Below are 21,504 nucleotides of genomic sequence, written 5' to 3'. Positions count from 1 at the left end.
GCTTACTTTTTCGCTTTCGGTTGGATATCCATCAGCTGCTCCGGCGTGACGGCGGGGTAGCCCTGGGCATCGTCCGGCACATCCTGTAGCGAAGAGATGGGCAGCAGCGGGCCAAGGAAGCGCGGTTCGCGTTTAAAGATATAGAGATCCGCCAGCGCGCCAAGACGTGCGCCAAATTCCCGCACCCGCACGGTGAGCATATCTTTCGGCGAAGGCACGGCGTAGCACTGGGCCTGAATGCCCCGGTGCAGGGCGATAAACAGGGCACGCTCGCAGTGGAAGCGCTGGGTAATGATTATAAAGTCGTTGGCGTCGAAAACCTTACGCGTGCGCACGATGGAGTCGAGGGTACGAAAACCCGCGTAGTCGAGCACGATATCCTGGGGATCCACCCCGGCAGCAATCAGATCTTTGCGCATGGTCACCGGCTCGTTATAGCTCTGCAGGGCATTATCCCCGCTCAACAGCAGGTAGTTCACCTTGCCGCTGTTATAGGCGTTGAGCGCCCCCTGAATGCGGTAGCGATAGTACTGATTGATCACCCCGGTACGGTAGTACTTGGCGGTCCCCAGCACCACACCTACCTGGCGATAGGGCAGATCCTGCAGGTCATCATAGATCCACGGTGAGGTTTTCCAGCTTATCCAGCGGTCAAGGCCAAGCGCGGTTAACAGCAGCAAGCCGATGATGACTAACAGGCTGTATAACAAACGCTTTAACATGCAGATAGCTCGGTACAGGGATGAAATTTCATTCAGGCTACTTTACCCGCAGAGGAAGCGCAAGAATCTGCGATTCAACTGCGGCGATTTTCATCACAACATTTTCATTGTGTTACCCGTTAAGCATTAACGGATCGACGGCAGGCGCATGGCCCGCCGTCGGTCAGGCTGAGAGCGCCACACGCTCAACGTAGCGACAGCCCAGCGCTCGCAGGGTGGCGGAAGTGGCATCCCACTGGGTCAGGGCGGCATCCGGGCGTTCGGCCAGCACGGCCCGGCGCATATCCGGATAATCGTAGCCATTCAGGCTCAGTAGATTTAGCGCGCCCTGTAACGGCGGCAGGGACGGGTTGAAAGCCGCATTTTCTGCATAGCGCCCGGCGAAAATTTGCCCGTTGCTCAGCTCGATGGCGACGCCGGAGGGGGCGTTGCTATAGGGCGCATGGCTCTGGTTGGCGGCGGTGATGGCCGCCTTGACCAGCGCTTCGCCCTCTAACGGGAAACCGTGGTTCTCGTCATCCATCAGTAGGGTATTAATCTCGAGGTCTTTGGGACCAAAGGCGTCGGGCAGGTAGTCCGCCAGGGTATGCGGCGCGCGGCCCGGGAGGGCGATACGCAGATCGAGGCCGCTGTTCAGCTCGTTCATAAACTGCCGGCAGTGGCCGCAGGGGGTGTAGTTAACGGTGATAGCGACCAGGGACGTTTCGCCCCGCAGCCAGGCGTGGCTAATGGCGCTCTGCTCGGCGTGGACGGTCTGCTGCATGGTGGAGCCAAGAAACTCCATATTGCCGCCGAAGTACCATGTGCCGCTCACGCCACGGGCGATGGCGCCCACGTTAAAATGCGAGAGATCGGCCCGGGCGCAGGCGGCGGCCAGCGGTAAGAGCGCAAAGGCCAGCGCGTCTTCATCCAGCCCCGTGGCGCTTGTCAGCACCTTCACCTGCTCCGCGCTCAGCATGGCGGGAAAATGATCGTCCGCAAGAATAGGTGCCAGAGCGGATTGCAGATCCGCCGCAAGGTTAGCGAAAGCCGAGTGAAAACGTGAATGCATGGCGTTGCCTCATAGCAGTGTAATGGGAGCCTAGTGTAAAGAGCAGAAGGCGCTTAATATGTGATTCACATCACACTGTGTATGCAACTTATGAAATTCAAATTAAAAATGCGCGACGCATCGCAAATTTTAGCCCACTAGCGTCAGGATCAGTGGGAAGAGCAGGGGTGCCATCAGGGAGGTGATAATCCCGCAGATCACCAGCGCCAGTGAACTGAATGCGCCCTCCTGATAATCCAGCTCCGCGCAGCGTGCCGTGCCCAGGGCGTGAGAAGCGGTGCCCATCGCCAGCCCGCGTGCCGCTTTGGTACGAATACGCATCAGATTGAGCAGGGTATGACCAAATACTGCCCCAAGGATGCCGACAAAGATTACGCAGACCGCGCTGATGGCCGGAATGCCGCCGATGCTGCCGCCTACCGCCATCGCAATCGGGGTAGTGACTGATTTTGGCAGTACCGAGGCAGCGATCTCCGGCGAGGCGCCCATCAGCAGCGCAATAGTGGTGCCGGTGACCATCGCGACCACGCTGCCGATAAAGCAGATGGAGATGATCGATTTCCAGCGGGCGCGGATCTGATGCAGCTGCTCATAGAGCGGGTAGGCCAGCGCTACCACGGCGGGCTGAAGCAGATCGTTAAGGATTTTACTCCCGGCAAAATAACGCGCGTAGGGAATGCCGGTCAGTAGCAGGAAGGGGATCAACACTACCATCGCTACCAGCAGCGGATTGAGCAGCGGCATCTTAAAACGCGCCGCCAGCTTGCGGGCCGCAAAGAAGACCGCCAGCGTTAGCGGCAGCGACCACCAGATATTTTCCATCACGATTTTGCTCCTTTCTTACTCGTCACCTTGCGCTCGCCGTGCACCAGATGCGAGCTCCAGCTCACCACCAGGAAGACGATAAGCGTGCTGATCGCGCAGGAGACCACCACCGGTCCAAACTGCGCCCGCAGCACGTCGTAGTACTGCATCACGCCGACGCCAATGGGGACAAACAGCAGCGCCATGTAGCGGATCAGCACGTAGCAACCGGGGTTAACCCATTTCGCCGGCAGAATTTGCAGTGCCAGCAGAACGAACATGATCAACATACCGATAATGCTGCCAGGGATAGTGATGGGCAGCAGGGAAGAGATAGCGATCCCGGCATACAGGCAGGCATAGATCAGCACAAAAGCGCGAACATACTGCCAGACAACGGTCAACGATTTAGACATGGTGAAAGCCTCTGATGAAACGCATTCATCATACAATTGATTCGATAACTGTGCTATCGATCACATCATGAATTGTGAGCATACCAAATATTCCTGAATGGAACGTCAGACATTCCTACAAGATTAGGCGTAAACCGCGCGATAAAGCCCCTTTCACCCATGAGCCAGAGACGCTACCATACGCGCCTCTTTTCAGACGGGTAACGTTATGCGTGTATTACTGGCACCGATGGAAGGCGTGCTCGATTCGCTGGTGCGCGAGCTGCTGACCGGGGTAAATGATTACGATCTCTGCATCACTGAATTTTTACGCGTGGTCGATCAGCTACTGCCGGTAAAATCATTCTATAAGATCTGCCCGGAGCTGCATCGCCAGAGCCGCACGCTGAACGGTACCCCGGTGCGGATCCAGCTGCTGGGTCAGTACCCGCAGTGGCTGGCGGAGAACGCCGCCCGCGCCGTGGAGCTGGGCTCGTTCGGGGTCGATCTCAACTGCGGCTGCCCGTCAAAGCTGGTAAACGGCAGCGGGGGCGGGGCCACGCTGCTCAAAGACCCTGAGCTCATCTACCGCGGCGCGAAGGCGATGCGCGAAGCCGTGCCCGCCTCGCTGCCCGTCACCGTTAAGATACGCCTCGGCTGGGACAGCGGCGCGCGACAGTTTGAGATTGCCGACGCGGTGCAGCAGGCGGGGGCCACGGAGCTGGTGGTGCATGGCCGCACGAAAGAGGATGGCTATAAGGCGGATCGTATTAACTGGCAGGCGATCGGTGAGATCCGTAGGCGGTTGACTATTCCGGTGATTGCTAACGGCGAGATCTGGGACTGGCAGAGCGCGCAGGATTGCCTGGCGGCGACCGGCTGCGATGCGGTGATGATTGGCCGGGGCGCGCTGAACGTGCCTAACCTCAGCCGGGTGATCAAATACAACGCGCCGCGCATGCCCTGGCCGGAGGTAGTCGGCCTGCTCCAGCACTACAGCCAGCTTGAGAAGCAGGGTGATACGGGGATGTATCACGTGGCGCGTATAAAGCAGTGGCTGGGCTACTTACGTAAGGAGTATGCCGAAGCCGACGGCCTGTTTAGCCAGATCCGTACGCTGAAGCGGTCGGCGGAGATTGCCATCGCCATCGAAGCGGCCGCTAAACATATTCGGTGACAATGCTTTCTTTTATATCATTGATAAGGTGAATATTTTTCCAGCTGTGTCTTTTTATGACTGGCTGTGTTTTGCCACGCTTACCTAAAAAACAGGGTAAAAGTGTGTGTACTCTGCAACGCCCTGGTTTGACAGAGCGTGTCTATGAATCGTCCCTTTATCCTCGCCGCTGCGGCGTGCTTCCCGCTGGTATCCCTTCTTAGCGGGTGCGCGCCGATGCATGACAGCGTCGTCCTCCTGAAAGAACAGGCCCCGGCCGCGGCGGCTACCCATAGCTTACCTCCGGCACTGGCTGCGGGCTGGCCGCAGAGCCAGTGGTGGCAGGCGTACCACGATCCGCAGCTTAACGCCCTGATTGAGCGCGCTCTGGCTCACGCCCCGGATATGCAGGTTGCAGAGCAGCGTATTCACCTTGCCGAAGCGCAGGCCCAGCGCGTCGCCGCCAACGATGGCCCCGAGGTCGATTTCTCTGCCGACGTAGAGCGGCAGCGCATGTCTGCCGAGGGGCTGATGGGACCCTTTGCCATAACCGATCCTGCCGCCGGAACCACGGGTCCCTGGTATACCAACGGCACCTTCGGGCTTACCGCTGGCTGGGATCTGGACCTGTGGGGGAAAAACCGTGACGAGGTGGCCGCCCGCATTGGCAACGTACGCGCCCATGAAGCGGAACGTCAGCAGACGCGTCAGCTGCTGGCCATCAGCGTGGCGCGCCTTTACTGGCAGTGGCAGACCGAGGCGGCCATCAGTCAGGTGCTGGATGAGATCGAGCGTGACCAGCAGACGATAGTTGCCGCCGATGGTCAGCTCCATCAGGCGGGCATTACCTCCTCGGTGGCGGACGCGGAGAACAGCATCGACGAAGGGAAAACCCGTCAGCAGCAGAGCGAGGCCAGGGGTAAAATGCGGGTCATTGAAGCCCGCCTGATGGCATTAACGAACAGCAGCGCAGCCACGCTGCATCTGCAGCCCATCGGGCTGCCGAAGGTGGAGGGCAAGATGCCTGCGCAGCTCGGTTACGATCTGCTGGCCCGCCGTCCGGATCTCCAGGCGGCGCACTGGTACATTGAGTCCTCACTCAGCAGCGTGGAGGCAGCAAAGGCGGCTTTCTACCCGGATCTTAATCTGATGGCGTTTTTGCAGCAGGACGCCCTGCACCTGAGCGATCTTTTTCGCCACTCTGCCCAGCAGATGGGCGTTACCGGCGGGCTGACGCTGCCGATCTTTGACAGCGGGCGGCTGAATGCCAGCCTGAACGTCGCTGAAGAGGAGCATAACCTCTCTATCGCCAGCTACAACAAGGCGGTAGTCGATGCGGTTAACGAGGTAGAGAAGGCGGCGGTGCAGGTTGCGACCCTGGCGGACGAAAACCAACGTCAGAAGCAGATCGAGCAGGATGCCGGACGGATCGTTGCGTTAGCCGAAGCACGTTTTAAGGTAGGGATTATTCCCGGCATGCGGGTCAGCCAGAGCCGTCTGCCGCTGCTTCAGGAGGAGATTAACGGTATTACCCTGCACGGCCAGTGGCTGGATGCCACTCTGCAGCTCACCTCCGCGCTGGGCGGGGGGTATCATCAGGTGTGATAAGTGTGTTTTTCCTGTAGGCCCGGTAAGCGCAGCGCCACCGGGCGTTACCCGGCGTGCTAAACTTTGCCCCCTTGCGGGGGCCATGTTCATTCGAACATCTTAGAAAATCATCTTAAACACGCCGGTTACCACCAACAGCCCAATCAGAAAAATAATCAAAATAGCCCAAAGTAAAATTTTCATCGTCCTGTCCTTTTGTTGTGACGTCTTGCTGATACCTCTGAAAGCATAGGCAATTATCTCCCGTTTTGCCTGGCCGAAGCAGAAAATGGCCTGCCGCCTTGCGATAGTCGGGAACTCTCTATACTTACTGTTCAGCTTTTCGCGTTCTCCCCCTATCACTTCTTTTTGCGGAGGTTCTTATGGGCACGACAAACAAGGTTGCCATCGTCACGGCGTCAGATTCAGGTATCGGTAAGCAGTGCGCGTTAGTGTTGGCGCAGCAGGGGTTTGACATTGGTATCACCTGGCACTCGGACGAGGAGGGGGCGAAAGCGGTTGCTGAGACCGTTGCCTCATTTGGCCGCCGGGCCGAAACCGTGCAGCTCGATCTGAGTAACCTGCCCGAGGGTGCGCAGGCGATCCAGACGCTGATCGACAAGTTTGGGCGTATCGACGTACTGGTGAATAACGCCGGGGCGATGAGCAAAGCCCCGTTTCTGGAGATGGAGTTCAAAGACTGGCGTACCGTCTTTACCGTTGACGTTGACGGCGCGTTCTTATGCGCGCAGATCGCTGCCAGGAAGATGGTGGAGCAGGGCGAGGGTGGGCGCATTATCAATATCACCTCGGTACATGAGCACACCCCGCTGCCGGAAGCCAGCGCCTACACCGCCGCCAAGCACGCTCTTGGCGGCCTGACCAAGTCAATGGCGATGGAGCTGGTGCAACACAAAATCCTCGTCAACTCGGTTGCGCCTGGGGCAATCGCCACCCCAATGAACGACATGAAGGATGACGATGTGCAGGAAGGCTCGCTGCCGACTATTCCCCTGACCCGGCCCGGCAGAACCCAGGAGATTGCCAGCCTGGTGGGCTGGCTCAGCTCTGGGGACGCCAGCTACACCACCGGCCAGTCGTTTATCGTTGACGGCGGCTTTATGCTGGCCAATCCACAGTTCAAGCCCCAGTAAGCCGCAGACGGGAGGGGTTACTCTCCCGTCTCTCTGTTTTTTGCCAGCCAGCGTTTGATTACCGCCCGCAGAACAAAAGCGAGGACAACTGCCAGGATCAGCCATACCCAGTGCTTCAGGTGCTGGTCCAGGGTGTGCAGCCACGGGCCCACCACCTCGCCGCCTACATAGCCGAGGGTAGTAAAGATCAGCGCCCAGACAAGCGCGCCAATGATATTGAGCGGAATAAAGATCCGCGGTGACAGGCCGCTGGAGCCAATCAGCAGCGGGCCGATGATGCGAAAACCGTACATAAAGCGGGTGCCAATCACAAACAGCCAGGGCCGTTTTTTGATTAAGCGCTGGGCGCGATCGATCTTATCCTGATGGCGTGAGAAGTGGCCCAATACGCGATCCCCCAGGCGGCGGCCAAGCAGAAAGAGCAGCTGATCGCCAATCATTCCCCCTAATGCCACCGCTGCGACTACCAGCCAGAAGCGCAGCAGGCCCTGATGTGCTGCCACACCGCCGAGGAGGGTAATCGTTTCACCTTCTGCCACGCTGCCCACGACGAGCGCGGCGTAACCGTAGTGCGCAATCAGGCTGTTGATATCCATGCGAGTTATGCTTTCTCCAGAGTGAAAATATGACTTAAGCATAGCGTCAGAAGAGCGTTAGCAAGGATGCGACGTGGCAGAGAGCGTTTCTTTGCACAAAAAATAATCAGCATTTGCATTATACTAAAGACGTTATCATCAGGGCTGACAGCAAGGGGGCGTTATGAACCATGTCTGGGGACTCCTGTCCCATCCCGATCGTGAAATGAAAGTGATCCGAGGCGAAAACGAAACGATTTCGCATCACTATACCCACCACGTTCTGCTGATGGCGGCGATCCCGGTTGTCTCCGCATTCATAGGTACCACCCAGCTTGGCTGGCATTTTGGCGAAGGTGTTTTCTCAAGGCTGTCGCTCTCCACGGCATTGTTACTCGGCATTCTCTTCTATGGCCTGATGCTGGCTGGCGTGGCGGTGATGGGACGGGTTATCTACTGGATGGCGCGTAATATTCCCCAGCGGCCGTCGCTGGCGCGCTGCATGGTCTTTGCTGGCTATGTCGCAACGCCGCTCTTCCTGAGCGGGCTGGTCGCGCTCTATCCGCTGGTCTGGCTCTGCGCGCTGGTGGGAACGGTGGCGCTGTTCTATACCGGCTATCTGCTCTACGTCGGCATTCCGACCTTCCTGAACATTAATCAGGAGGAGGGGCTGAGCTTCTCTAGTTCGACGCTGGCGATTGGCGTGCTGGTGCTGGAAGTACTGCTGGCGCTGACGGTGATACTCTGGGGTTACGGCTACCGCCTGTTCTGAACCTGACGCGATCTGCGCGTAACGTTCAGCAAACAATCTTCTCTGGCGACAACGCATGATGGCAGCTATCATGCGTTGGCCAGCTTTTGCTTTTTTCTACCGGCAAAGGCGGTGTGCGTCACACGCGCGTGAATAATCACCAGAAGTCTCACCATGCTGAAATTTCGAGTTTCCCTGTTAAGCCTTGCTCTGCTGCTGGCCGTCCCCGTCGCTCCTCAGGCGTTGGCCAAAACCGTTGCTGCTACCTCCGCTGCCCAGCCAGAGATCGCCTCCGGCAGCGCGATGATTGTCGACCTGCAAACCAACAAAGTGATCTATGCCAGCCATCCGGATCTGGTGCGACCGATTGCCTCTATCACCAAGCTGATGACGGCGATGGTGGTGCTGGATGCCCACCTGCCGCTGGATGAACGTCTGAAAGTCGACATCAGCCAGACGCCAGAGATGCGCGGCATCTACTCTCGCGTACGCTTGAACAGTGAAATTAGCCGTAAGAATATGCTGCTGCTGGCGCTGATGTCTTCAGAGAACCGCGCCGCCGCAAGCTTAGCCCACCACTACCCGGGCGGCTACGATGCGTTTATTCGGGCGATGAATGCGAAAGCAAAATCCCTGGGCATGGTGCATACCCACTTTGTGGAGCCGACCGGGCTGTCGATCCATAACGTCTCTACCGCGCGCGATCTCACGAAGCTGCTGATTGCCAGCAAGCAGTATCCGCTCATCGGCCAGCTCAGCACCACCCGGGAAGAGATGGCGACCTTCTCCAGTCCGGCCTACACCCTGCCGTTTCGCAATACCAACCACCTGGTCTATCGCGACAACTGGAATATACAGCTGACCAAAACCGGCTTCACCAATGCCGCCGGGCACTGCCTGGTGATGCGTACGGTGATCAATAACAAACCGGTAGCGCTGGTGGTGATGGACGCCTTTGGCAAATATACCCATTTCGCCGACGCCAGCCGCCTGCGTACCTGGATTGAGACCGGTAAGGTCCAGCCCGTGCCCGCATCGGCGCTGAGCTATAAGCGCCAGAAGGCGGCCCAGATGGCGATCAACGCCACCGGCAGCGCGGCGCAAACCGCGCAGAATGATTAATTAACTGCTGTTAATTGACTACTCCGGCAGCGTCCAGTCTCCATCGTTGAGCGGGCGCTGCATAATCAGCGTATCCCGCCAGTCGCCCTTCTTGTAGCCAACGCTGCGCAGCTGTCCCACCACTTCAAAGCCGTGGCTTTTATGCAGGCGCAGAGAGCCTTCATTTTGATGGCCGTCGCCAATCACCGCCACCATCTGCCGCCACGGGCCCTCTTCACAGCGGGCGAGCAGGGCCTGCATCAGCGTGCTGCCGATCTGCCGCCCGGTCAGGGTGGACTCAATGTAGATAGAGCATTCAAGGGTATAGCGATAGGCGTGGCGCGGGCGATAGTGTCCCGCGTAGCAGTAGCCCACGATGATGCCGCGATAGAGCGCCACCAGCCACGGCAGGCCTTCGCCGGTAATTTTCGCGATGCGCTGACGCATCTCGTCGATGGTAGGGGGCACCTCCTCAAAGGAGGCGCGGCCATGCAGAACATGCCAGGCATAGATCGCTGAGATAGCGTGTACGTCGTCCGGCCGGGCATCGCGGACTTCAACGTCGGTTATGGCTAAAACATCAACAGCAGACATCGCGCTGTACTCCTTTACGACCGGGGCTGGTCAGCGCCTTCGCCCCAGTACTTCCGCTTACTGGTTTTGCCAATGCCGGGATTCATACTGTTAGTGGGATCGAGCTCGCGATAGTTGCGTTTCAGGCTCTCCGCCGCTTCATACAGATGCCCGACGTTATGTTCAGCCGGATACTGCGCGCCGCGCTCGTGCAGCAGCGCCAGCATCTGCTCTTTTAGCTCATGGACATCAACGCCTCGCTTGACGATGTAGTCCTGATGGAAAACGTGACAGAAAAAGTGGCCATAGTAAAGCTTATGCGTCAGTTTGCTGGCGATCTCTTCCGGCAGCGTTTCAAACCACTCGGTGTCGTTACGCCGCAGGGCGATATCCAGAGCCAGGATCTCCTCTACCTCATCGGCATGCACGGCCTGATAGCGGATCGCCGCTCCCGCTGCGGCAAAGCGGTGCAGAAAGGCTTTATTACCCTCCTCGGTGGTGCAGGCGAAGAAACCGCCTTCGGCCTCGGTGAAGTACTCCTTCAGCCAGCTTTGCGCTTCGGCGATGCCGTCTCCGGCCATCTTCAGCAGCAGGTGGTGCTCATACTTGTTGCGCCAGCTTTTCATCCGTGGCGGCAGATGCCCCGGGAAGACGCTGCCTACGCGCTGCATCAGGCGATCGGTAAAGTGGGGCTTAAACAGCGTCACCTTCTCCAGCATGGCGTCGGCACGCCCCTTGAGGGTGAAGAGCAGCGGCATCTTGTCAGTACCGAGCTTGTCGATCATCAGGAAGGTATCTTTGCCGTAGCGCTCGGCGATATCGTAGATATCCCGATGCATATACTCCGCTGCCACCGGCAGGTTATCAAAATTGGCCAGCATATGACGGCGGATCTCCGTCAGTACCGCCGGCTGATTGGTGCCGATATAGAACACCTGCTGGCGCTTGGCGGCGGCAAAGGTATCGAGGCGCACGGCAAAGACCGCCAGCTTGCCCGCGCAGCCGGAGGACTCAAACAGGCGATCCGGATCGGCGTTATAGCGCGCAGGGGTGTCGGCCGCGATATCGCGCACCCGCTCCACGTAATCGCTGTCATGGGCGTGACGGCCGTCGTGGCGCACGTCGGCGTCGGTTATGCGTCGGTCATCAAGCTTGCTGAGGATCTGCTCCGGCGTCTCGCCGAGGTCAATCCCTAAGTGGTTCACCAGCCGCAGCTGACCCTGCTCGTCAATGCGCGCAAAGAGCGACATCTCGGTGTAGGCCGGGCCGCGCTGTACCAGCGAGCCGCCGGAGTTATTGCACACGCCGCCAATCACCGACGCCCCGATGCATGAGGAGCCAATCACCGAGTGCGGCTCCCGGCCCAGCGGCTTGAGGGCTTTCTCCAGCGCATAGAGGGTGGTGCCAGGGTAGGCCAGCACCTGCTTGCCTTCATCAATCAGCTGAAGCTGATCGAGACGCAGGGTGCTGATAATCACAATGTCACGATCGTAGTCGTTGCCGCTTGGCGTCGAGCCTTCGGTCAAGCCGGTATTCGCCGCCTGCATTAAAATGATCTTATCGGCACGCACGCAGAGATTGAGCACATGCCAAAGCTGTAGCAGCGACTCGGGGAATACCACGGCCAGCGCCTTGCCCTCGCCGGAGCGGAAGCCTTTGCGGTAGCGGGCGGTTTTGGCCGGATCGGTAAGCAATTGCGCGTGGCCTACCAGCCGGGCAAGTTCGCTGAGAAAGAGGGTGTTATTTTGTAGGGGCACAGCAGACATTTTCCACTCCTTGTGGCAGGGCCAGAATCATCTGATAAAGCATAGCGCGGGAAAAACTATCCCGACGAACTAATTGCCAGAAAAATAAGAGAATAACCCTGCAAGGCGCGCTACGATTATGGCACACTGCATTTTTTCGCACGATCAGGCCGCTGAGTCGGCTGTTAACACAAGAGAGTGAACGACATGAAATGGCTATGTTCAGTAGGTGTCGCCGTAGGATTGGCGCTGCAACCCGCGCTGGCAGAGGATACGTCCGCTAACCATCCCCTGACGCCGCAGGCGCGGGATGCATACGTCACGGATTTGCTCAAAAAAATGACGGTCGACGAAAAAATTGGCCAGCTCCGCCTGATCAGCGTCGGACCGGATAACCCGAAAGAGGCTATCCGCGATATGATCAAAGCCAGCCAGGTGGGGGCAATTTTCAACACCGTGACCCGCCAGGATATCCGTGCGATGCAGGACCAGGCGATGCAGCTTAGCCGCCTGAAGATCCCTCTCTTCTTCGCCTTCGACGTGGTGCACGGTCAGCGTACTGTTTTCCCTATCAGCCTGGGCCTGGCCTCCTCCTTCGATCTTGACGCAGTAAAAACCGTCGGTCGCGTTTCCGCCTATGAAGCGGCGGATGACGGCCTGAACATGACCTGGGCTCCAATGGTCGACGTCACGCGCGATCCGCGCTGGGGCCGTGGCTCCGAGGGCTTCGGGGAGGATACCTACCTTACCGCGATGATGGGTAAAACGATGGTTGAAGCGATGCAGGGTAACAGCCCGGCGGATCGCTACTCGGTGATGACCAGCGTGAAACACTTTGCCGCTTACGGTGCTGTGGAAGGCGGGAAAGAGTACAACACCGTCGACATGAGCCCGCAGCGCCTGTTCAACGACTATATGCCGCCCTACAAAGCCGCCCTCGACGCGGGCAGCGGCGGGGTGATGATTGCCCTTAACTCGCTCAACGGGACGCCAGCCTCCTCTGACGCCTGGCTGCTGAAGGATCTCCTGCGCGGCGACTGGAAATTTAAAGGCATCACCATCTCCGATCATGGGGCAATTAAAGAGCTGATTAAGCACGGCACGGCGGCGGATCCCGAGGATGCAGTGCGCGTGGCAATCAAGTCCGGCGTTGACATGAGCATGGCTGATGAGTACTACAGCAAGTACCTGCCGGGGCTGATCAAGAGCGGTAAGGTCACGATGGCCGAACTGGATGACGCCACCCGTCACGTGCTGAACGTCAAATATGATATGGGGCTGTTTAACGATCCCTATAGCCATCTTGGCCCGAAAGAGAGCGATCCGCAGGACACCAACGCCGAGAGCCGTCTGCACCGTAAAGAGGCCCGGGAAGTGGCGCGTGAAAGCATGGTGCTGTTGAAAAACCGCCTGGAGACGCTGCCGCTGAAAAAATCCGCCACCGTTGCCGTAGTGGGGCCGCTGGCCGACAGCAAGCGTGACGTGATGGGCAGCTGGTCCGCCGCCGGGGTGAGCGATCAGTCAGTGACCGTGCTGACCGGGATTAAAAACGCCGTCGGCAGCGAAGGGAAGGTGATCTACGCTAAAGGCGCGAACGTCACCAACGACAAAGATATTGTTGCGTTCCTTAACCAGTACGAGCCGGCCATTCAGGTTGACGAGCGCACGCCGCAGGCGATGATTGACGAAGCGGTCAAGGCGGCGAATGAGTCTGACGTGGTGGTTGCGGTCGTGGGCGAGTCCCAGGGGATGGCGCACGAAGCCTCCAGCCGGACCGACATCACCATTCCCCAGAGCCAGCAGGATCTGATCACCGCCCTGAAAGCCACCGGCAAGCCGCTGGTACTGGTGCTGATGAACGGTCGTGCGCTGGCTATGGTTAAGCAGGACCAGCAGGCGGATGCCATTCTTGAGACCTGGTTCGCCGGTACCGAGGGCGGCAACGCCGTGGCCGACGTGCTGTTTGGCGACTACAACCCCTCCGGCAAGCTGCCGATCTCCTTCCCGCGTTCGGTAGGGCAGATCCCGGTCTACTACAGCCACCTGAATACCGGTCGGCCGTACAACGCCGAGCATCCGAACAAGTACACCTCACGCTACTTTGACGAGGCTAACGGGCCGCTCTATCCGTTTGGCTACGGCCTGAGCTACACCACCTTCAGCGTCTCTGACGTGAAGCTCTCCGCCCCGACGCTCTCGCGTGACGGCACGGTTACCGCCAGCGTTGACGTGACCAACACCGGCAAGCGGGAGGGGGCCACGGTGATGCAGATGTACATTCAGGACGTTACCGCCTCCCAAAGCCGTCCGGTGAAGGAGCTGAAGGGCTTTGATAAGGTCAACCTCAAGCCGGGCGAGACCCAGACCGTCAGCTTCCCAATCGATATTAACGCGCTGAAGTTCTGGAATCAGAAGATGAAATATGATGCCGAGCCAGGCAAGTTTAACGTCTTTATCGGTACCGACTCTGCCCGGGTGAAGCAGGCGCAGTTCGAATTGCAATAATCAGAAAAGCAATAACCAAAAGGGTCAGTTTACTGGCCCTTCTTTTTGTGAGATGAGTAAGAGCGATCCGCAATTTCAACAATAATGAGGAAAGTGCAATGGCAATGATAAAAACAACTCTGGGCTCACTGGTACTGATGGCTGCCGTGAGCCTGCCTGCGCTGGCGGCTGAGCCGGTTAAAGTCGGCTCGAAGATTGATACGGAAGGGGCGCTGCTCGGCAATATTATCCTCCAGGTGCTGGAGAGCCACGGCGTAAAAACCGTTAATAAGGTTCAGCTGGGGACGACGCCGGTGGTGCGCGGAGCGATTACCTCCGGCGAGCTGGATATCTACCCGGAATATACCGGCAACGGCGCGTTCTTCTTTAAGGACGAGAACGACGCGGCGTGGAAAAACGCCCAGCAGGGCTACGAGAAGGTGAAAAAGCTCGACTTTGAGCAGAACAAGCTGGTGTGGCTGACCCCGGCTCCGGCTAACAACACCTGGACCATTGCCGTACGCAAAGACCTGGCGGAGAAGAACAAGCTTAACTCGCTGGCCGATCTCAGCGGCTATCTGAAGAAGGGCGGGGAGTTTAAGCTCGCTGCCTCGGCGGAGTTCATCGAACGCACCGATGCCCTGCCGGCGTTTGAAAAAGCCTACGACTTTAAGCTGGATCAGAAGCAGCTCCTCTCCCTTGCCGGGGGCGATACGGCGGTCACCATTAAAGCGGCGGCCCAGCAGACCTCTGGCGTGAACGCGGCGATGGCCTACGGTACCGACGGCCCGGTTGCGGCCCTTGGTCTGCAAACCCTGAGCGATCCGAAAGGCGTGCAGCCGATCTATGCCCCGACGCCGGTGGTGCGTGAGGCAGTGCTGAAGGCCTATCCGCAGCTGGAGGCGTGGCTGAAACCGGTATTTGCCAGCCTGGATGAAAAAACGCTCCAGCAGCTTAATGCCAGCATCGCCGTTGAAGGGCTGGATGCCAAAAAGGTTGCCGCCGACTACCTGAAACAGAAAGGGCTGGTGAAGTAACCCACCCGACAGGACCGGAACGTGTCTATACGCTGTCATAACCGCGTCGTGCTGCTGCTGGTGGCGATTGCCCTGGCGGCAGCGATGCTGCCTTTTGTCAACTATGCGCCAAATCGACTGGTGTCCGGCGAGAGCCGGGCGCTGTGGCAGATCTGGCCGCACTCGCCCGCGCTGTGGCTTCCCGTACCGCTGCTCTTTCTCGCGCTCTGCTTTCTGCCCCGGCGCTGGCCGCGGGTGGCGACGCTGGCGCTGGCGGAGCTGTGCTTTATTGTGCTGGTTTGGGGGGCGGGCAAAGCCGCCACCGATCTGGCCCAGTCGGGCAGCACGCTGGCGCGCACCTCCATCGGCAGCGGCCTCTGGCTATGGCTGGCTCTGGCTCTGCTCGTCTGCAGCGACGCCATCCGTCGCCTTACCGCCAATCCGCTCTGGCGCTGGCTGCTACAGGCTCAGATCTGGCTGATACCGCTGCTGCTCCTGCACTACGGGACGCTGAATAACCTCTCCCTGATGAAAGAGTATGCCAACCGCCAGGAGGTGTTTAACGATGCCCTGGCCCAGCACCTGATTTTGCTCTTTGGCACGCTGCTTCCGGCGCTGCTGCTGGGCGGCGCGCTGGGGCTGTGGTGCTATCGCCATCCGGCGCGGCAGGCCCCGGTATTTACCGTGCTCAACGTGATCCAGACCGTGCCCTCCGTGGCGCTGTTTGGTCTGCTGATCGCCCCGCTGGCTGGGCTGGTTGCGCATTTTCCCGCGCTCGGCCAGATAGGCATCGCCGGGACCGGGCTTACGCCCGCGCTGATCGCCCTGGTGCTCTATGCTCTGCTGCCGCTGGTGCGTGGGGTGGTGGCGGGGCTGAACCAGGTGCCACAGGAGGTGCTGGAGAGCGCCGCCGGGATGGGAATGAGCGCCCGTCAGCGCTTCTTCCAGGTGCGTCTACCGCTGGCCCTGCCGGTGCTGCTGCGCAGCCTGCGGGTGGTGACGGTGCAGACGGTAGGCATGGCGGTGATCGCCGCTCTGATTGGCGCGGGTGGCTTCGGCGCGCTGGTCTTCCAGGGGCTGCTTAGCAGCGCGCTGGATCTGGTGCTGCTCGGCGTGATCCCGACAATCGCCCTGGCGGTGGTAGTCGACGCGCTCTTTGGTTTATGGATAGCGCTGCTGAGGATAAAACAGCCATGATCGAGTTCACGCAGGTTAGCAAAATCTTTAACGGGCAGAGCGCGGTCAGCGATCTCAATCTGCACTTCAAAACCGGGGCTTTTTCGGTGCTGATCGGCACCTCAGGCTCGGGGAAATCTACGACCCTGAAGATGATCAATCGGCTGGTGGAGCACGATGCGGGCACTATCCGCTTTGCCGGGGAGGAGATCCGCAGCCTGCCGCTGCTGGCCCTGCGGCGGCGCATGGGATATGCCATTCAGTCGATCGGCCTCTTTCCCCACTGGACGGTAGCGCAGAACATTGCCACCGTGCCGCAACTGCTGAAGTGGCCGCGGGCCAAAATCGACGCTCGTATTGACGAGCTGATGGCCCTGCTGGGGCTGGATCCGCAGCTGCGCGGGCGTTATCCGCACCAGCTTTCAGGCGGTCAGCAGCAGCGCGTTGGCGTGGCGCGGGCGCTGGCGGCCGATCCAGAGGTGCTGCTGATGGATGAGCCTTTCGGCGCCCTGGATCCGGTCACCCGCGGCGCGCTCCAGCAGGAGATGAAGCGCATCCATCGCCTGCTGGGGCGGACCATTGTGCTGGTAACCCACGATATCGACGAGGCGTTGCAGCTGGCGGACAACCTGGTGCTGATGGATGGCGGCAGGGTAGTGCAGCAGGGGACGCCGCTGGAGATGCTCACCCAGCCCGCCAATGAGTTTGTTCGCACCTTCTTTGGCCGCAGCGAGCTGGGCGTGCGTCTGCTCTCCCTGCGCAGCGTGGGTGACTACGTCCGCCCCGGCGAGCAGGTAGAGGGAGAGCCGCTCAATGCCGCCATGACCCTGCGTGATGCGCTCTCGGCATTCGTTGCCCGACGCTGCGAGGTGCTGCCGGTCGCCAACGCCGAGGGGGAACCCTGCGGCGCGATCCATTTCCAGGATCTGCTGCGCGCGGAGGCCAGCCATGAAAGTCATTCGTGATCCGCTTGTGTGGCTTATCGCGCTGTTTATTGCCCTGCTGCTGGCGCTGCCCTACAGCGGCGGCCTCTTCAGCGCACTCTTTCCGGAGCTCTCACGACCGCTCTATCAGCAGGAGAGCTTTATCTCCTTGACGCTGGCCCACTTCTGGCTGGTGGGCGTCTCCAGTGCCATAGCCGTGGTGCTGGGCGTCGGCGCGGGCATTGCCGTGACCCGTCCGGCGGGGCTGGAGTTTCGCTCGCTGGTAGAGACCATTGCCGCCGTGGGACAGACCTTTCCACCGGTGGCGGTGCTGGCGATCGCCGTGCCGGTGATGGGCTTCGGCAAAGAGCCAGCCATCATCGCACTTACCCTTTACGGCGTGCTGCCGGTTTTACAGGGAACGCTGGCGGGTTTTGCTGCGCTTCCCGGTGGGGTGGTGAGCGTGGCGGAGGGAATGGGACTGAGCGGATGGCAGCGCCTGGTCAAGGTTGAGCTACCGCTGGCGGCGCCGGTGATTTTGGCCGGGGTACGGACCTCGGTCATTATTAACATTGGCACGGCGGCGATTGCGTCAACGGTAGGGGCAAATACGCTGGGGACGCCGATTATCATCGGCCTGAGCGGGTTTAATACCGCCTACGTTCTGCAGGGCGCGCTACTGGTGGCGCTGGCAGCGATTATTGTCGATCGCTGCTTTGAACGGCTGGCGCGCCGTCTTAGCCAGCATGCAAAATAACGGTGTAGCCGGCCAGCATCACGCCGCCGATGCCGCCCACGGCCATCAGCAAGAAAAGGGTAATAATAGAAATTTTGGCTGCGTTCATGGTCTGCTCCTTATGTACGCGGATAAGTATAACGTGAAGCGTAGCTGTTAAGAAAACATTAAATGCCGAGCGCATAGATGGCATGCCCGGCGGCCTGCCATGCCGCCAGCTGCTGACGCTGGGACGGGGAGGGAGCATCACCGCACCACACCATCATGGTCTGGCCCTCAAACAGATCCGGACGCAGCTGATTCAGTGAGTTTGCCAGCACCTCCACGCGCCAGCCCTGCTCGCTCACCCGCCACCCCTCCAGCCATAGCCGGGTGGTATCGTGAATGTTCCAGCCCACGACCAGCGCATCCTTATTATGCTTCTTTCGGGATGCAGCAAGGGAGGCAGAGATATGGTTGATAAGAATGCCGTCAAGCAGGCTGAGCATCGCCAGCAGGGTCGGCTGCTGACAGCGCAGGCGGCGGCGAAGCGGGATCAGCAGATGAAGGGTCAGCGTTTCGGCAGGGTAGTCGCGAGCACGCTCCTTTAACCACTGGCGCAGGCGGGGAATATTGCCGTTTTGCAGCAGCTGAAGCAGCACCTCCTGCTGATCGCGCCAGCCGTTCGAGCCATCCAGCGACTCGTTAAGCAGTAGCGCCTGGACTTTACTTACCGGCACACCGGTGTCGATCCAGCGCTTTATTTCCCGGATCCGGTCGATATCCGCATCGTTAAATAGGCGATGCCCGCCATCCGTGCGCTGCGGCTTCAGTAGTCCGTACCGCCGCTGCCAGGCGCGCAGCGTAACGGGATTGATATCACAGAGCAGAGCCACTTCACCGATCGTGTAAAGCGCCATGATTTCACCTTTGCCAGCAGACTCCATTTGTCCGAGGATCAACGCCCAGCGTATCAGAAGGGACCGATCGTTTTATGATCGCTTTGTAACAATTTCGTCAAATGATCGGCGCGATTATGTGATAGTGAGCACGATTTTCCGATTTATTGCAATGCTTAAAAGAAAGTTACATCCACTCACTGTATGTTACGCGTTTTTATCGGGAGGAACGCGCAGGCATGTATGAATTTAATCTGGTCCTGCTGCTGCTGCAGCAGATGTGCGTTTTTCTGGTTATTGCCTGGCTAATGAGTAAAACCCGGCTCTTTATTCCCTTGATGCAGGTCACTGTCCGCTTACCCCACAAGCTGCTCTGCTATGTGACCTTCTCAATCTTCTGCATTCTGGGAACCTACTTTGGTCTGCATATCGAAGACTCCATCGCCAATACGCGGGCCATAGGCGCGGTGATGGGTGGCCTGCTCGGCGGCCCGCTGGTGGGCGGGCTGGTGGGTTTCACCGGCGGCCTGCATCGCTACTCGATGGGCGGTATGACCGCCCTGAGCTGCATGCTCTCCACGATGGTTGAAGGACTGCTCGGCGGGTTGGTGCACAGTATGCTGATCAAGCGTGGCCGCACCGACTACGTTTTTAACCCATTAACGGCAGGGGCGATTACCCTGGTGGCGGAGCTGGTGCAGATGCTGATCATTCTGCTTATCGCCCGACCCTTTGCCGACGCCCTGCATCTGGTAGGCAGCATCGCTGCGCCCATGATGGTGACCAATACCGTGGGCGCGGCGCTGTTTATGCGCATCCTGCTGGATAAGCGCGCCATGTTCGAAAAGTACACCTCAGCCTTCTCCGCCACCGCCTTGAAAGTGGCGGCCTCTACGGAGGGGATCTTGCGTCAGGGGTTTAACGAAGAGAACAGCATGAAGGTGGCCCAGGTACTCTATCAGGAGCTGGATATCGGCGCGGTAGCCATCACCGACCGGGAGAAGCTGCTGGCGTTCAAGGGCATCGGTGACGATCACCATCTGCCGGGGCGGCCCATCTCCTCCCCCTGGACCAAAAAGACGCTGGAGACCGGCGAGGTAGTCTACGCCGACGGCAACGAGGTGCCCTATCGCTGCTCGCTCCATCCCCAATGCAAACTCGGCTCGACGCTGGTGATCCCGCTGCGCGGCGAAAATCAGCGGGTAATGGGCACCATCAAACTTTACGAGGCCAAGAATCGTCTGTTTAGCTCTATCAATCGCACGCTGGGGGAGGGGATTGCCCAGCTGCTGTCGGCGCAAATTCTGGCCGGGCAGTACGAGCGACAGAAGGCGCTCCTGACCCAGTCGGAGATCAAGCTGCTCCATGCCCAGGTCAATCCGCACTTTCTGTTTAACGCCCTCAATACGCTGAAGGCGGTGATCCGCCGCGACAGCGACCAGGCGGGCCAGCTGGTGCAGTATCTTTCCACCTTTTTCCGTAAAAACCTCAAGCGCCCGTCGGAAGTGGTTACCCTGGCGGATGAGATTGAGCATGTGAACGCCTATCTGCAAATTGAGAAGGCGCGCTTTCAGGCCAACTTGCAGGTGACGCTGTACGTGCCCGAGGCGCTGGCCCATCAGCAGCTCCCGGCCTTTACCCTACAGCCAATTGTCGAGAACGCCATTAAGCACGGCACCTCGCATCTGCTTGGGGTGGGGGAGATCACCATCCAGGCCAGCCAGCATGAAAATCATCTGGTGCTGGATATCGAAGATAACGCGGGTCTCTACCAGCCAAAAACCGATGCCAGCGGGTTGGGTATGAGTCTCGTGGACAAGCGCCTACGGGCGCGGTTTGGCGATACCTGCGGCATTACGGTGAAGTGCGAGCCGGATCGGTTTACCCGCATTACCCTGCGATTGCCCCTGGAGGAGAACGCATGTTAAAAGTGTTGATTGTCGATGACGAACCGCTGGCGCGGGAGAACCTGCGCGTTCTGCTGGAAGATGAGAGCGATATTGAGATTGTTGGCGAGTGCGCTAACGCGATTGAGGCACTGGGGGCGGTGCACAAGCTGCGCCCGGACGTGCTGTTTCTGGATATCCAGATGCCGCGCATCAGCGGGCTGGAGATGGTCGGCATGCTCGACCCGGACCAGCGTCCTTACGTCGTGTTTCTCACCGCCTTCGATGAGTATGCGGTGAAGGCGTTTGAAGAGCACGCCTTTGACTACCTGCTCAAGCCTATTGAGGCGCCACGGCTGGCGAAGACGCTACAGCGTCTACGTCAGGAGCGGGGCGTGCAGGATATCTCCCTTTTGCCGGAGAACCAGCAGGCGCTGAAGTTCATTCCCTGTACCGGCCACAGCCGCATTTGGCTGTTGCAGATGGACGACGTGGCCTTTGTCAGCAGCCGGATGAGCGGCGTCTACGTCACCAGCCACGAGGGCAAAGAGGGCTTTACCGAGCTGACGCTGCGCACCCTTGAGCAGCGTACGCCGCTCATGCGCTGCCATCGACAGTATCTGGTGAATATGACGCATCTGCAGGAGATCCGCTTTGAGGATAACGGTCAGGCCGAGCTCCTTCTGCGTGCCGGTCACACCGTGCCGGTGAGCCGCCGCTACCTGAAAAATCTAAAAGAGGCGCTGGGGTTATAAACTTCGGTGGTACACTGTGCGTTTGCGAAAATCACC

22 protein-coding genes are annotated in these 21,504 nt (G+C 59.2%); 12 read left to right on the top strand and 10 right to left on the bottom strand.

What is annotated here, in order from left to right:
- Window positions 1–2: 2 nt before the first annotated feature.
- The 4 genes from sanA to RTX96_RS01630 form a co-directional block, all read right to left on the bottom strand.
- On the bottom strand, window positions 3–722 hold the full coding sequence (sanA, locus tag RTX96_RS01645; RefSeq protein ID WP_103819084.1) for an outer membrane permeability protein SanA: 720 nt from the start codon (window positions 720–722) through the stop codon (window positions 3–5).
- A 163-nt stretch (window positions 723–885) separates the two neighbouring features.
- Complete coding sequence (gene cdd, locus RTX96_RS01640; protein WP_103819085.1) at window positions 886–1,773, bottom strand: cytidine deaminase; 888 nt, start codon at window positions 1,771–1,773, stop codon at window positions 886–888.
- Between the two features lie 129 nt (window positions 1,774–1,902).
- Entirely contained in the window at window positions 1,903–2,598 is a 696-nt protein-coding gene (locus tag RTX96_RS01635) for a CidB/LrgB family autolysis modulator (RefSeq protein WP_103819086.1), read from the bottom strand.
- Complete coding sequence (locus tag RTX96_RS01630; RefSeq protein WP_103819087.1) at window positions 2,595–2,993, bottom strand: CidA/LrgA family protein; 399 nt, start codon at window positions 2,991–2,993, stop codon at window positions 2,595–2,597. The genes RTX96_RS01635 and RTX96_RS01630 overlap by 4 nt, the downstream gene beginning before the upstream one ends.
- A 208-nt stretch (window positions 2,994–3,201) precedes the next feature.
- Between RTX96_RS01630 and dusC the strand changes: the two genes are divergently transcribed.
- Both dusC and mdtQ read left to right on the top strand, forming a co-directional pair.
- On the top strand, window positions 3,202–4,149 hold the full coding sequence (dusC, locus tag RTX96_RS01625; RefSeq protein WP_312669935.1) for a tRNA dihydrouridine(16) synthase DusC: 948 nt from the start codon (window positions 3,202–3,204) through the stop codon (window positions 4,147–4,149).
- 144 nt (window positions 4,150–4,293) lie between these two features.
- On the top strand, window positions 4,294–5,733 hold the full coding sequence (gene mdtQ / locus RTX96_RS01620) for a multidrug resistance outer membrane protein MdtQ (RefSeq protein ID WP_312669934.1): 1,440 nt from the start codon (window positions 4,294–4,296) through the stop codon (window positions 5,731–5,733).
- A gap of 102 nt (window positions 5,734–5,835) precedes the next feature.
- Here the strand turns inward: mdtQ and yohP are convergent, their stop codons facing one another.
- Window positions 5,836–5,919: a small membrane protein YohP gene (gene yohP / locus RTX96_RS01615; RefSeq protein WP_000698460.1), complete on the bottom strand. Its 84-nt coding sequence runs from the start codon at window positions 5,917–5,919 to the stop codon at window positions 5,836–5,838.
- Window positions 5,920–6,098: 179 nt separating this feature from the next.
- Between yohP and RTX96_RS01610 the strand changes: the two genes are divergently transcribed.
- Window positions 6,099–6,869: an SDR family oxidoreductase gene (locus RTX96_RS01610; RefSeq protein WP_103819091.1), complete on the top strand. Its 771-nt coding sequence runs from the start codon at window positions 6,099–6,101 to the stop codon at window positions 6,867–6,869.
- A 17-nt stretch (window positions 6,870–6,886) separates the two neighbouring features.
- Here RTX96_RS01610 and RTX96_RS01605 read toward each other — a convergent pair whose 3' ends face one another.
- A complete protein-coding gene (locus RTX96_RS01605; protein ID WP_103819092.1) occupies window positions 6,887–7,465 on the bottom strand; it encodes a DedA family protein in 579 nt (192 codons plus the stop codon).
- Between the two features lie 163 nt (window positions 7,466–7,628).
- Here RTX96_RS01605 and RTX96_RS01600 point away from each other — a divergent pair, with 163 nt between their 5' ends.
- Both RTX96_RS01600 and pbpG read left to right on the top strand, forming a co-directional pair.
- Window positions 7,629–8,216: a Yip1 family protein gene (locus tag RTX96_RS01600; protein ID WP_103819093.1), complete on the top strand. Its 588-nt coding sequence runs from the start codon at window positions 7,629–7,631 to the stop codon at window positions 8,214–8,216.
- Between the two features lie 153 nt (window positions 8,217–8,369).
- Entirely contained in the window at window positions 8,370–9,317 is a 948-nt protein-coding gene (gene pbpG / locus RTX96_RS01595; protein WP_103819094.1) for a D-alanyl-D-alanine endopeptidase, read from the top strand.
- Window positions 9,318–9,335: 18 nt separating this feature from the next.
- Here pbpG and RTX96_RS01590 read toward each other — a convergent pair whose 3' ends face one another.
- Together RTX96_RS01590 and dld are read right to left on the bottom strand one after the other, a co-directional pair.
- On the bottom strand, window positions 9,336–9,890 hold the full coding sequence (locus RTX96_RS01590; RefSeq protein WP_103819095.1) for a GNAT family N-acetyltransferase: 555 nt from the start codon (window positions 9,888–9,890) through the stop codon (window positions 9,336–9,338).
- 14 nt (window positions 9,891–9,904) lie between these two features.
- A complete protein-coding gene (gene dld / locus RTX96_RS01585) occupies window positions 9,905–11,635 on the bottom strand; it encodes a D-lactate dehydrogenase (protein WP_312669933.1) in 1,731 nt (576 codons plus the stop codon).
- 186 nt (window positions 11,636–11,821) lie between these two features.
- Between dld and bglX the strand changes: the two genes are divergently transcribed.
- From bglX to RTX96_RS01560, 5 genes are all read left to right on the top strand, one after another.
- Window positions 11,822–14,119, top strand: a complete 2,298-nt coding sequence (bglX, locus tag RTX96_RS01580) for a beta-glucosidase BglX (protein ID WP_312669932.1) — start codon at window positions 11,822–11,824, stop codon at window positions 14,117–14,119.
- A gap of 98 nt (window positions 14,120–14,217) precedes the next feature.
- Window positions 14,218–15,135 carry an ABC transporter substrate-binding protein gene (locus tag RTX96_RS01575; protein ID WP_312669931.1) on the top strand — a complete coding sequence of 306 codons (918 nt, stop codon included), beginning with the start codon at window positions 14,218–14,220 and terminating at the stop codon, window positions 15,133–15,135.
- 21 nt (window positions 15,136–15,156) lie between these two features.
- The gene (locus RTX96_RS01570; RefSeq protein WP_312669930.1) at window positions 15,157–16,311 is read left to right on the top strand and encodes an ABC transporter permease; all 1,155 of its coding nucleotides are present in this window, start codon (window positions 15,157–15,159) and stop codon (window positions 16,309–16,311) included.
- The gene (locus RTX96_RS01565) at window positions 16,308–17,255 is read left to right on the top strand and encodes an ABC transporter ATP-binding protein (protein WP_312669929.1); all 948 of its coding nucleotides are present in this window, start codon (window positions 16,308–16,310) and stop codon (window positions 17,253–17,255) included. Before RTX96_RS01570 ends, RTX96_RS01565 begins: the two co-directional genes overlap by 4 nt.
- The gene (locus RTX96_RS01560; RefSeq protein ID WP_103819100.1) at window positions 17,239–17,970 is read left to right on the top strand and encodes an ABC transporter permease; all 732 of its coding nucleotides are present in this window, start codon (window positions 17,239–17,241) and stop codon (window positions 17,968–17,970) included. Before RTX96_RS01565 ends, RTX96_RS01560 begins: the two co-directional genes overlap by 17 nt.
- Here RTX96_RS01560 and RTX96_RS01555 read toward each other — a convergent pair.
- Window positions 17,951–18,058, bottom strand: a complete 108-nt coding sequence (locus tag RTX96_RS01555) for a protein YohO (RefSeq protein WP_103819101.1) — start codon at window positions 18,056–18,058, stop codon at window positions 17,951–17,953. The genes RTX96_RS01560 and RTX96_RS01555 overlap by 20 nt on opposite strands.
- A gap of 58 nt (window positions 18,059–18,116) precedes the next feature.
- Window positions 18,117–18,848 (bottom strand): HTH-type transcriptional regulator MlrA, encoded by a 732-nt coding sequence (gene mlrA / locus RTX96_RS01550; protein ID WP_103819102.1) that lies wholly within the window; start codon window positions 18,846–18,848, stop codon window positions 18,117–18,119.
- A 218-nt stretch (window positions 18,849–19,066) separates the two neighbouring features.
- Between mlrA and RTX96_RS01545 the strand changes: the two genes are divergently transcribed.
- The gene (locus RTX96_RS01545; RefSeq protein ID WP_312669928.1) at window positions 19,067–20,755 is read left to right on the top strand and encodes a sensor histidine kinase; all 1,689 of its coding nucleotides are present in this window, start codon (window positions 19,067–19,069) and stop codon (window positions 20,753–20,755) included.
- Window positions 20,749–21,468 carry a two-component system response regulator BtsR gene (gene btsR, locus RTX96_RS01540; protein ID WP_103819104.1) on the top strand — a complete coding sequence of 240 codons (720 nt, stop codon included), beginning with the start codon at window positions 20,749–20,751 and terminating at the stop codon, window positions 21,466–21,468. The genes RTX96_RS01545 and btsR overlap by 7 nt, the downstream gene beginning before the upstream one ends.
- The last annotated feature ends 36 nt before the right edge of the window (window positions 21,469–21,504 follow it).

It is taken from the genome of Pseudescherichia sp. (assembly GCF_032052675.1).
Taxonomy (GTDB): Bacteria; Pseudomonadota; Gammaproteobacteria; order Enterobacterales; family Enterobacteriaceae; genus Pseudescherichia.
This window is presented reverse-complemented; position numbering and strand designations above follow the sequence as displayed.

What these genes read in the sequence shown, in the direction of transcription:
- sanA (WP_103819084.1), bottom strand. Translation starts at nt 722, where the DNA reads ATGTTAAAGCGTTTGTTATACAGCCTGTTAGTCATCATCGGCTTGCTG.
- cdd (WP_103819085.1), bottom strand. Translation starts at nt 1,773, where the DNA reads ATGCATTCACGTTTTCACTCGGCTTTCGCTAACCTTGCGGCGGATCTG.
- RTX96_RS01630 (WP_103819087.1), bottom strand. Translation starts at nt 2,993, where the DNA reads ATGTCTAAATCGTTGACCGTTGTCTGGCAGTATGTTCGCGCTTTTGTG.
- dusC (WP_312669935.1), top strand. Translation starts at nt 3,202, where the DNA reads ATGCGTGTATTACTGGCACCGATGGAAGGCGTGCTCGATTCGCTGGTG.
- mdtQ (WP_312669934.1), top strand. Translation starts at nt 4,294, where the DNA reads ATGAATCGTCCCTTTATCCTCGCCGCTGCGGCGTGCTTCCCGCTGGTA.
- yohP (WP_000698460.1), bottom strand. Translation starts at nt 5,919, where the DNA reads ATGAAAATTTTACTTTGGGCTATTTTGATTATTTTTCTGATTGGGCTG.
- RTX96_RS01610 (WP_103819091.1), top strand. Translation starts at nt 6,099, where the DNA reads ATGGGCACGACAAACAAGGTTGCCATCGTCACGGCGTCAGATTCAGGT.
- RTX96_RS01605 (WP_103819092.1), bottom strand. Translation starts at nt 7,465, where the DNA reads ATGGATATCAACAGCCTGATTGCGCACTACGGTTACGCCGCGCTCGTC.
- RTX96_RS01600 (WP_103819093.1), top strand. Translation starts at nt 7,629, where the DNA reads ATGAACCATGTCTGGGGACTCCTGTCCCATCCCGATCGTGAAATGAAA.
- pbpG (WP_103819094.1), top strand. Translation starts at nt 8,370, where the DNA reads ATGCTGAAATTTCGAGTTTCCCTGTTAAGCCTTGCTCTGCTGCTGGCC.
- RTX96_RS01590 (WP_103819095.1), bottom strand. Translation starts at nt 9,890, where the DNA reads ATGTCTGCTGTTGATGTTTTAGCCATAACCGACGTTGAAGTCCGCGAT.
- dld (WP_312669933.1), bottom strand. Translation starts at nt 11,635, where the DNA reads ATGTCTGCTGTGCCCCTACAAAATAACACCCTCTTTCTCAGCGAACTT.
- bglX (WP_312669932.1), top strand. Translation starts at nt 11,822, where the DNA reads ATGAAATGGCTATGTTCAGTAGGTGTCGCCGTAGGATTGGCGCTGCAA.
- RTX96_RS01575 (WP_312669931.1), top strand. Translation starts at nt 14,218, where the DNA reads ATGGCAATGATAAAAACAACTCTGGGCTCACTGGTACTGATGGCTGCC.
- RTX96_RS01565 (WP_312669929.1), top strand. Translation starts at nt 16,308, where the DNA reads ATGATCGAGTTCACGCAGGTTAGCAAAATCTTTAACGGGCAGAGCGCG.
- RTX96_RS01560 (WP_103819100.1), top strand. Translation starts at nt 17,239, where the DNA reads ATGAAAGTCATTCGTGATCCGCTTGTGTGGCTTATCGCGCTGTTTATT.
- RTX96_RS01555 (WP_103819101.1), bottom strand. Translation starts at nt 18,058, where the DNA reads ATGAACGCAGCCAAAATTTCTATTATTACCCTTTTCTTGCTGATGGCC.
- mlrA (WP_103819102.1), bottom strand. Translation starts at nt 18,848, where the DNA reads ATGGCGCTTTACACGATCGGTGAAGTGGCTCTGCTCTGTGATATCAAT.
- RTX96_RS01545 (WP_312669928.1), top strand. Translation starts at nt 19,067, where the DNA reads ATGTATGAATTTAATCTGGTCCTGCTGCTGCTGCAGCAGATGTGCGTT.
- btsR (WP_103819104.1), top strand. Translation starts at nt 20,749, where the DNA reads ATGTTAAAAGTGTTGATTGTCGATGACGAACCGCTGGCGCGGGAGAAC.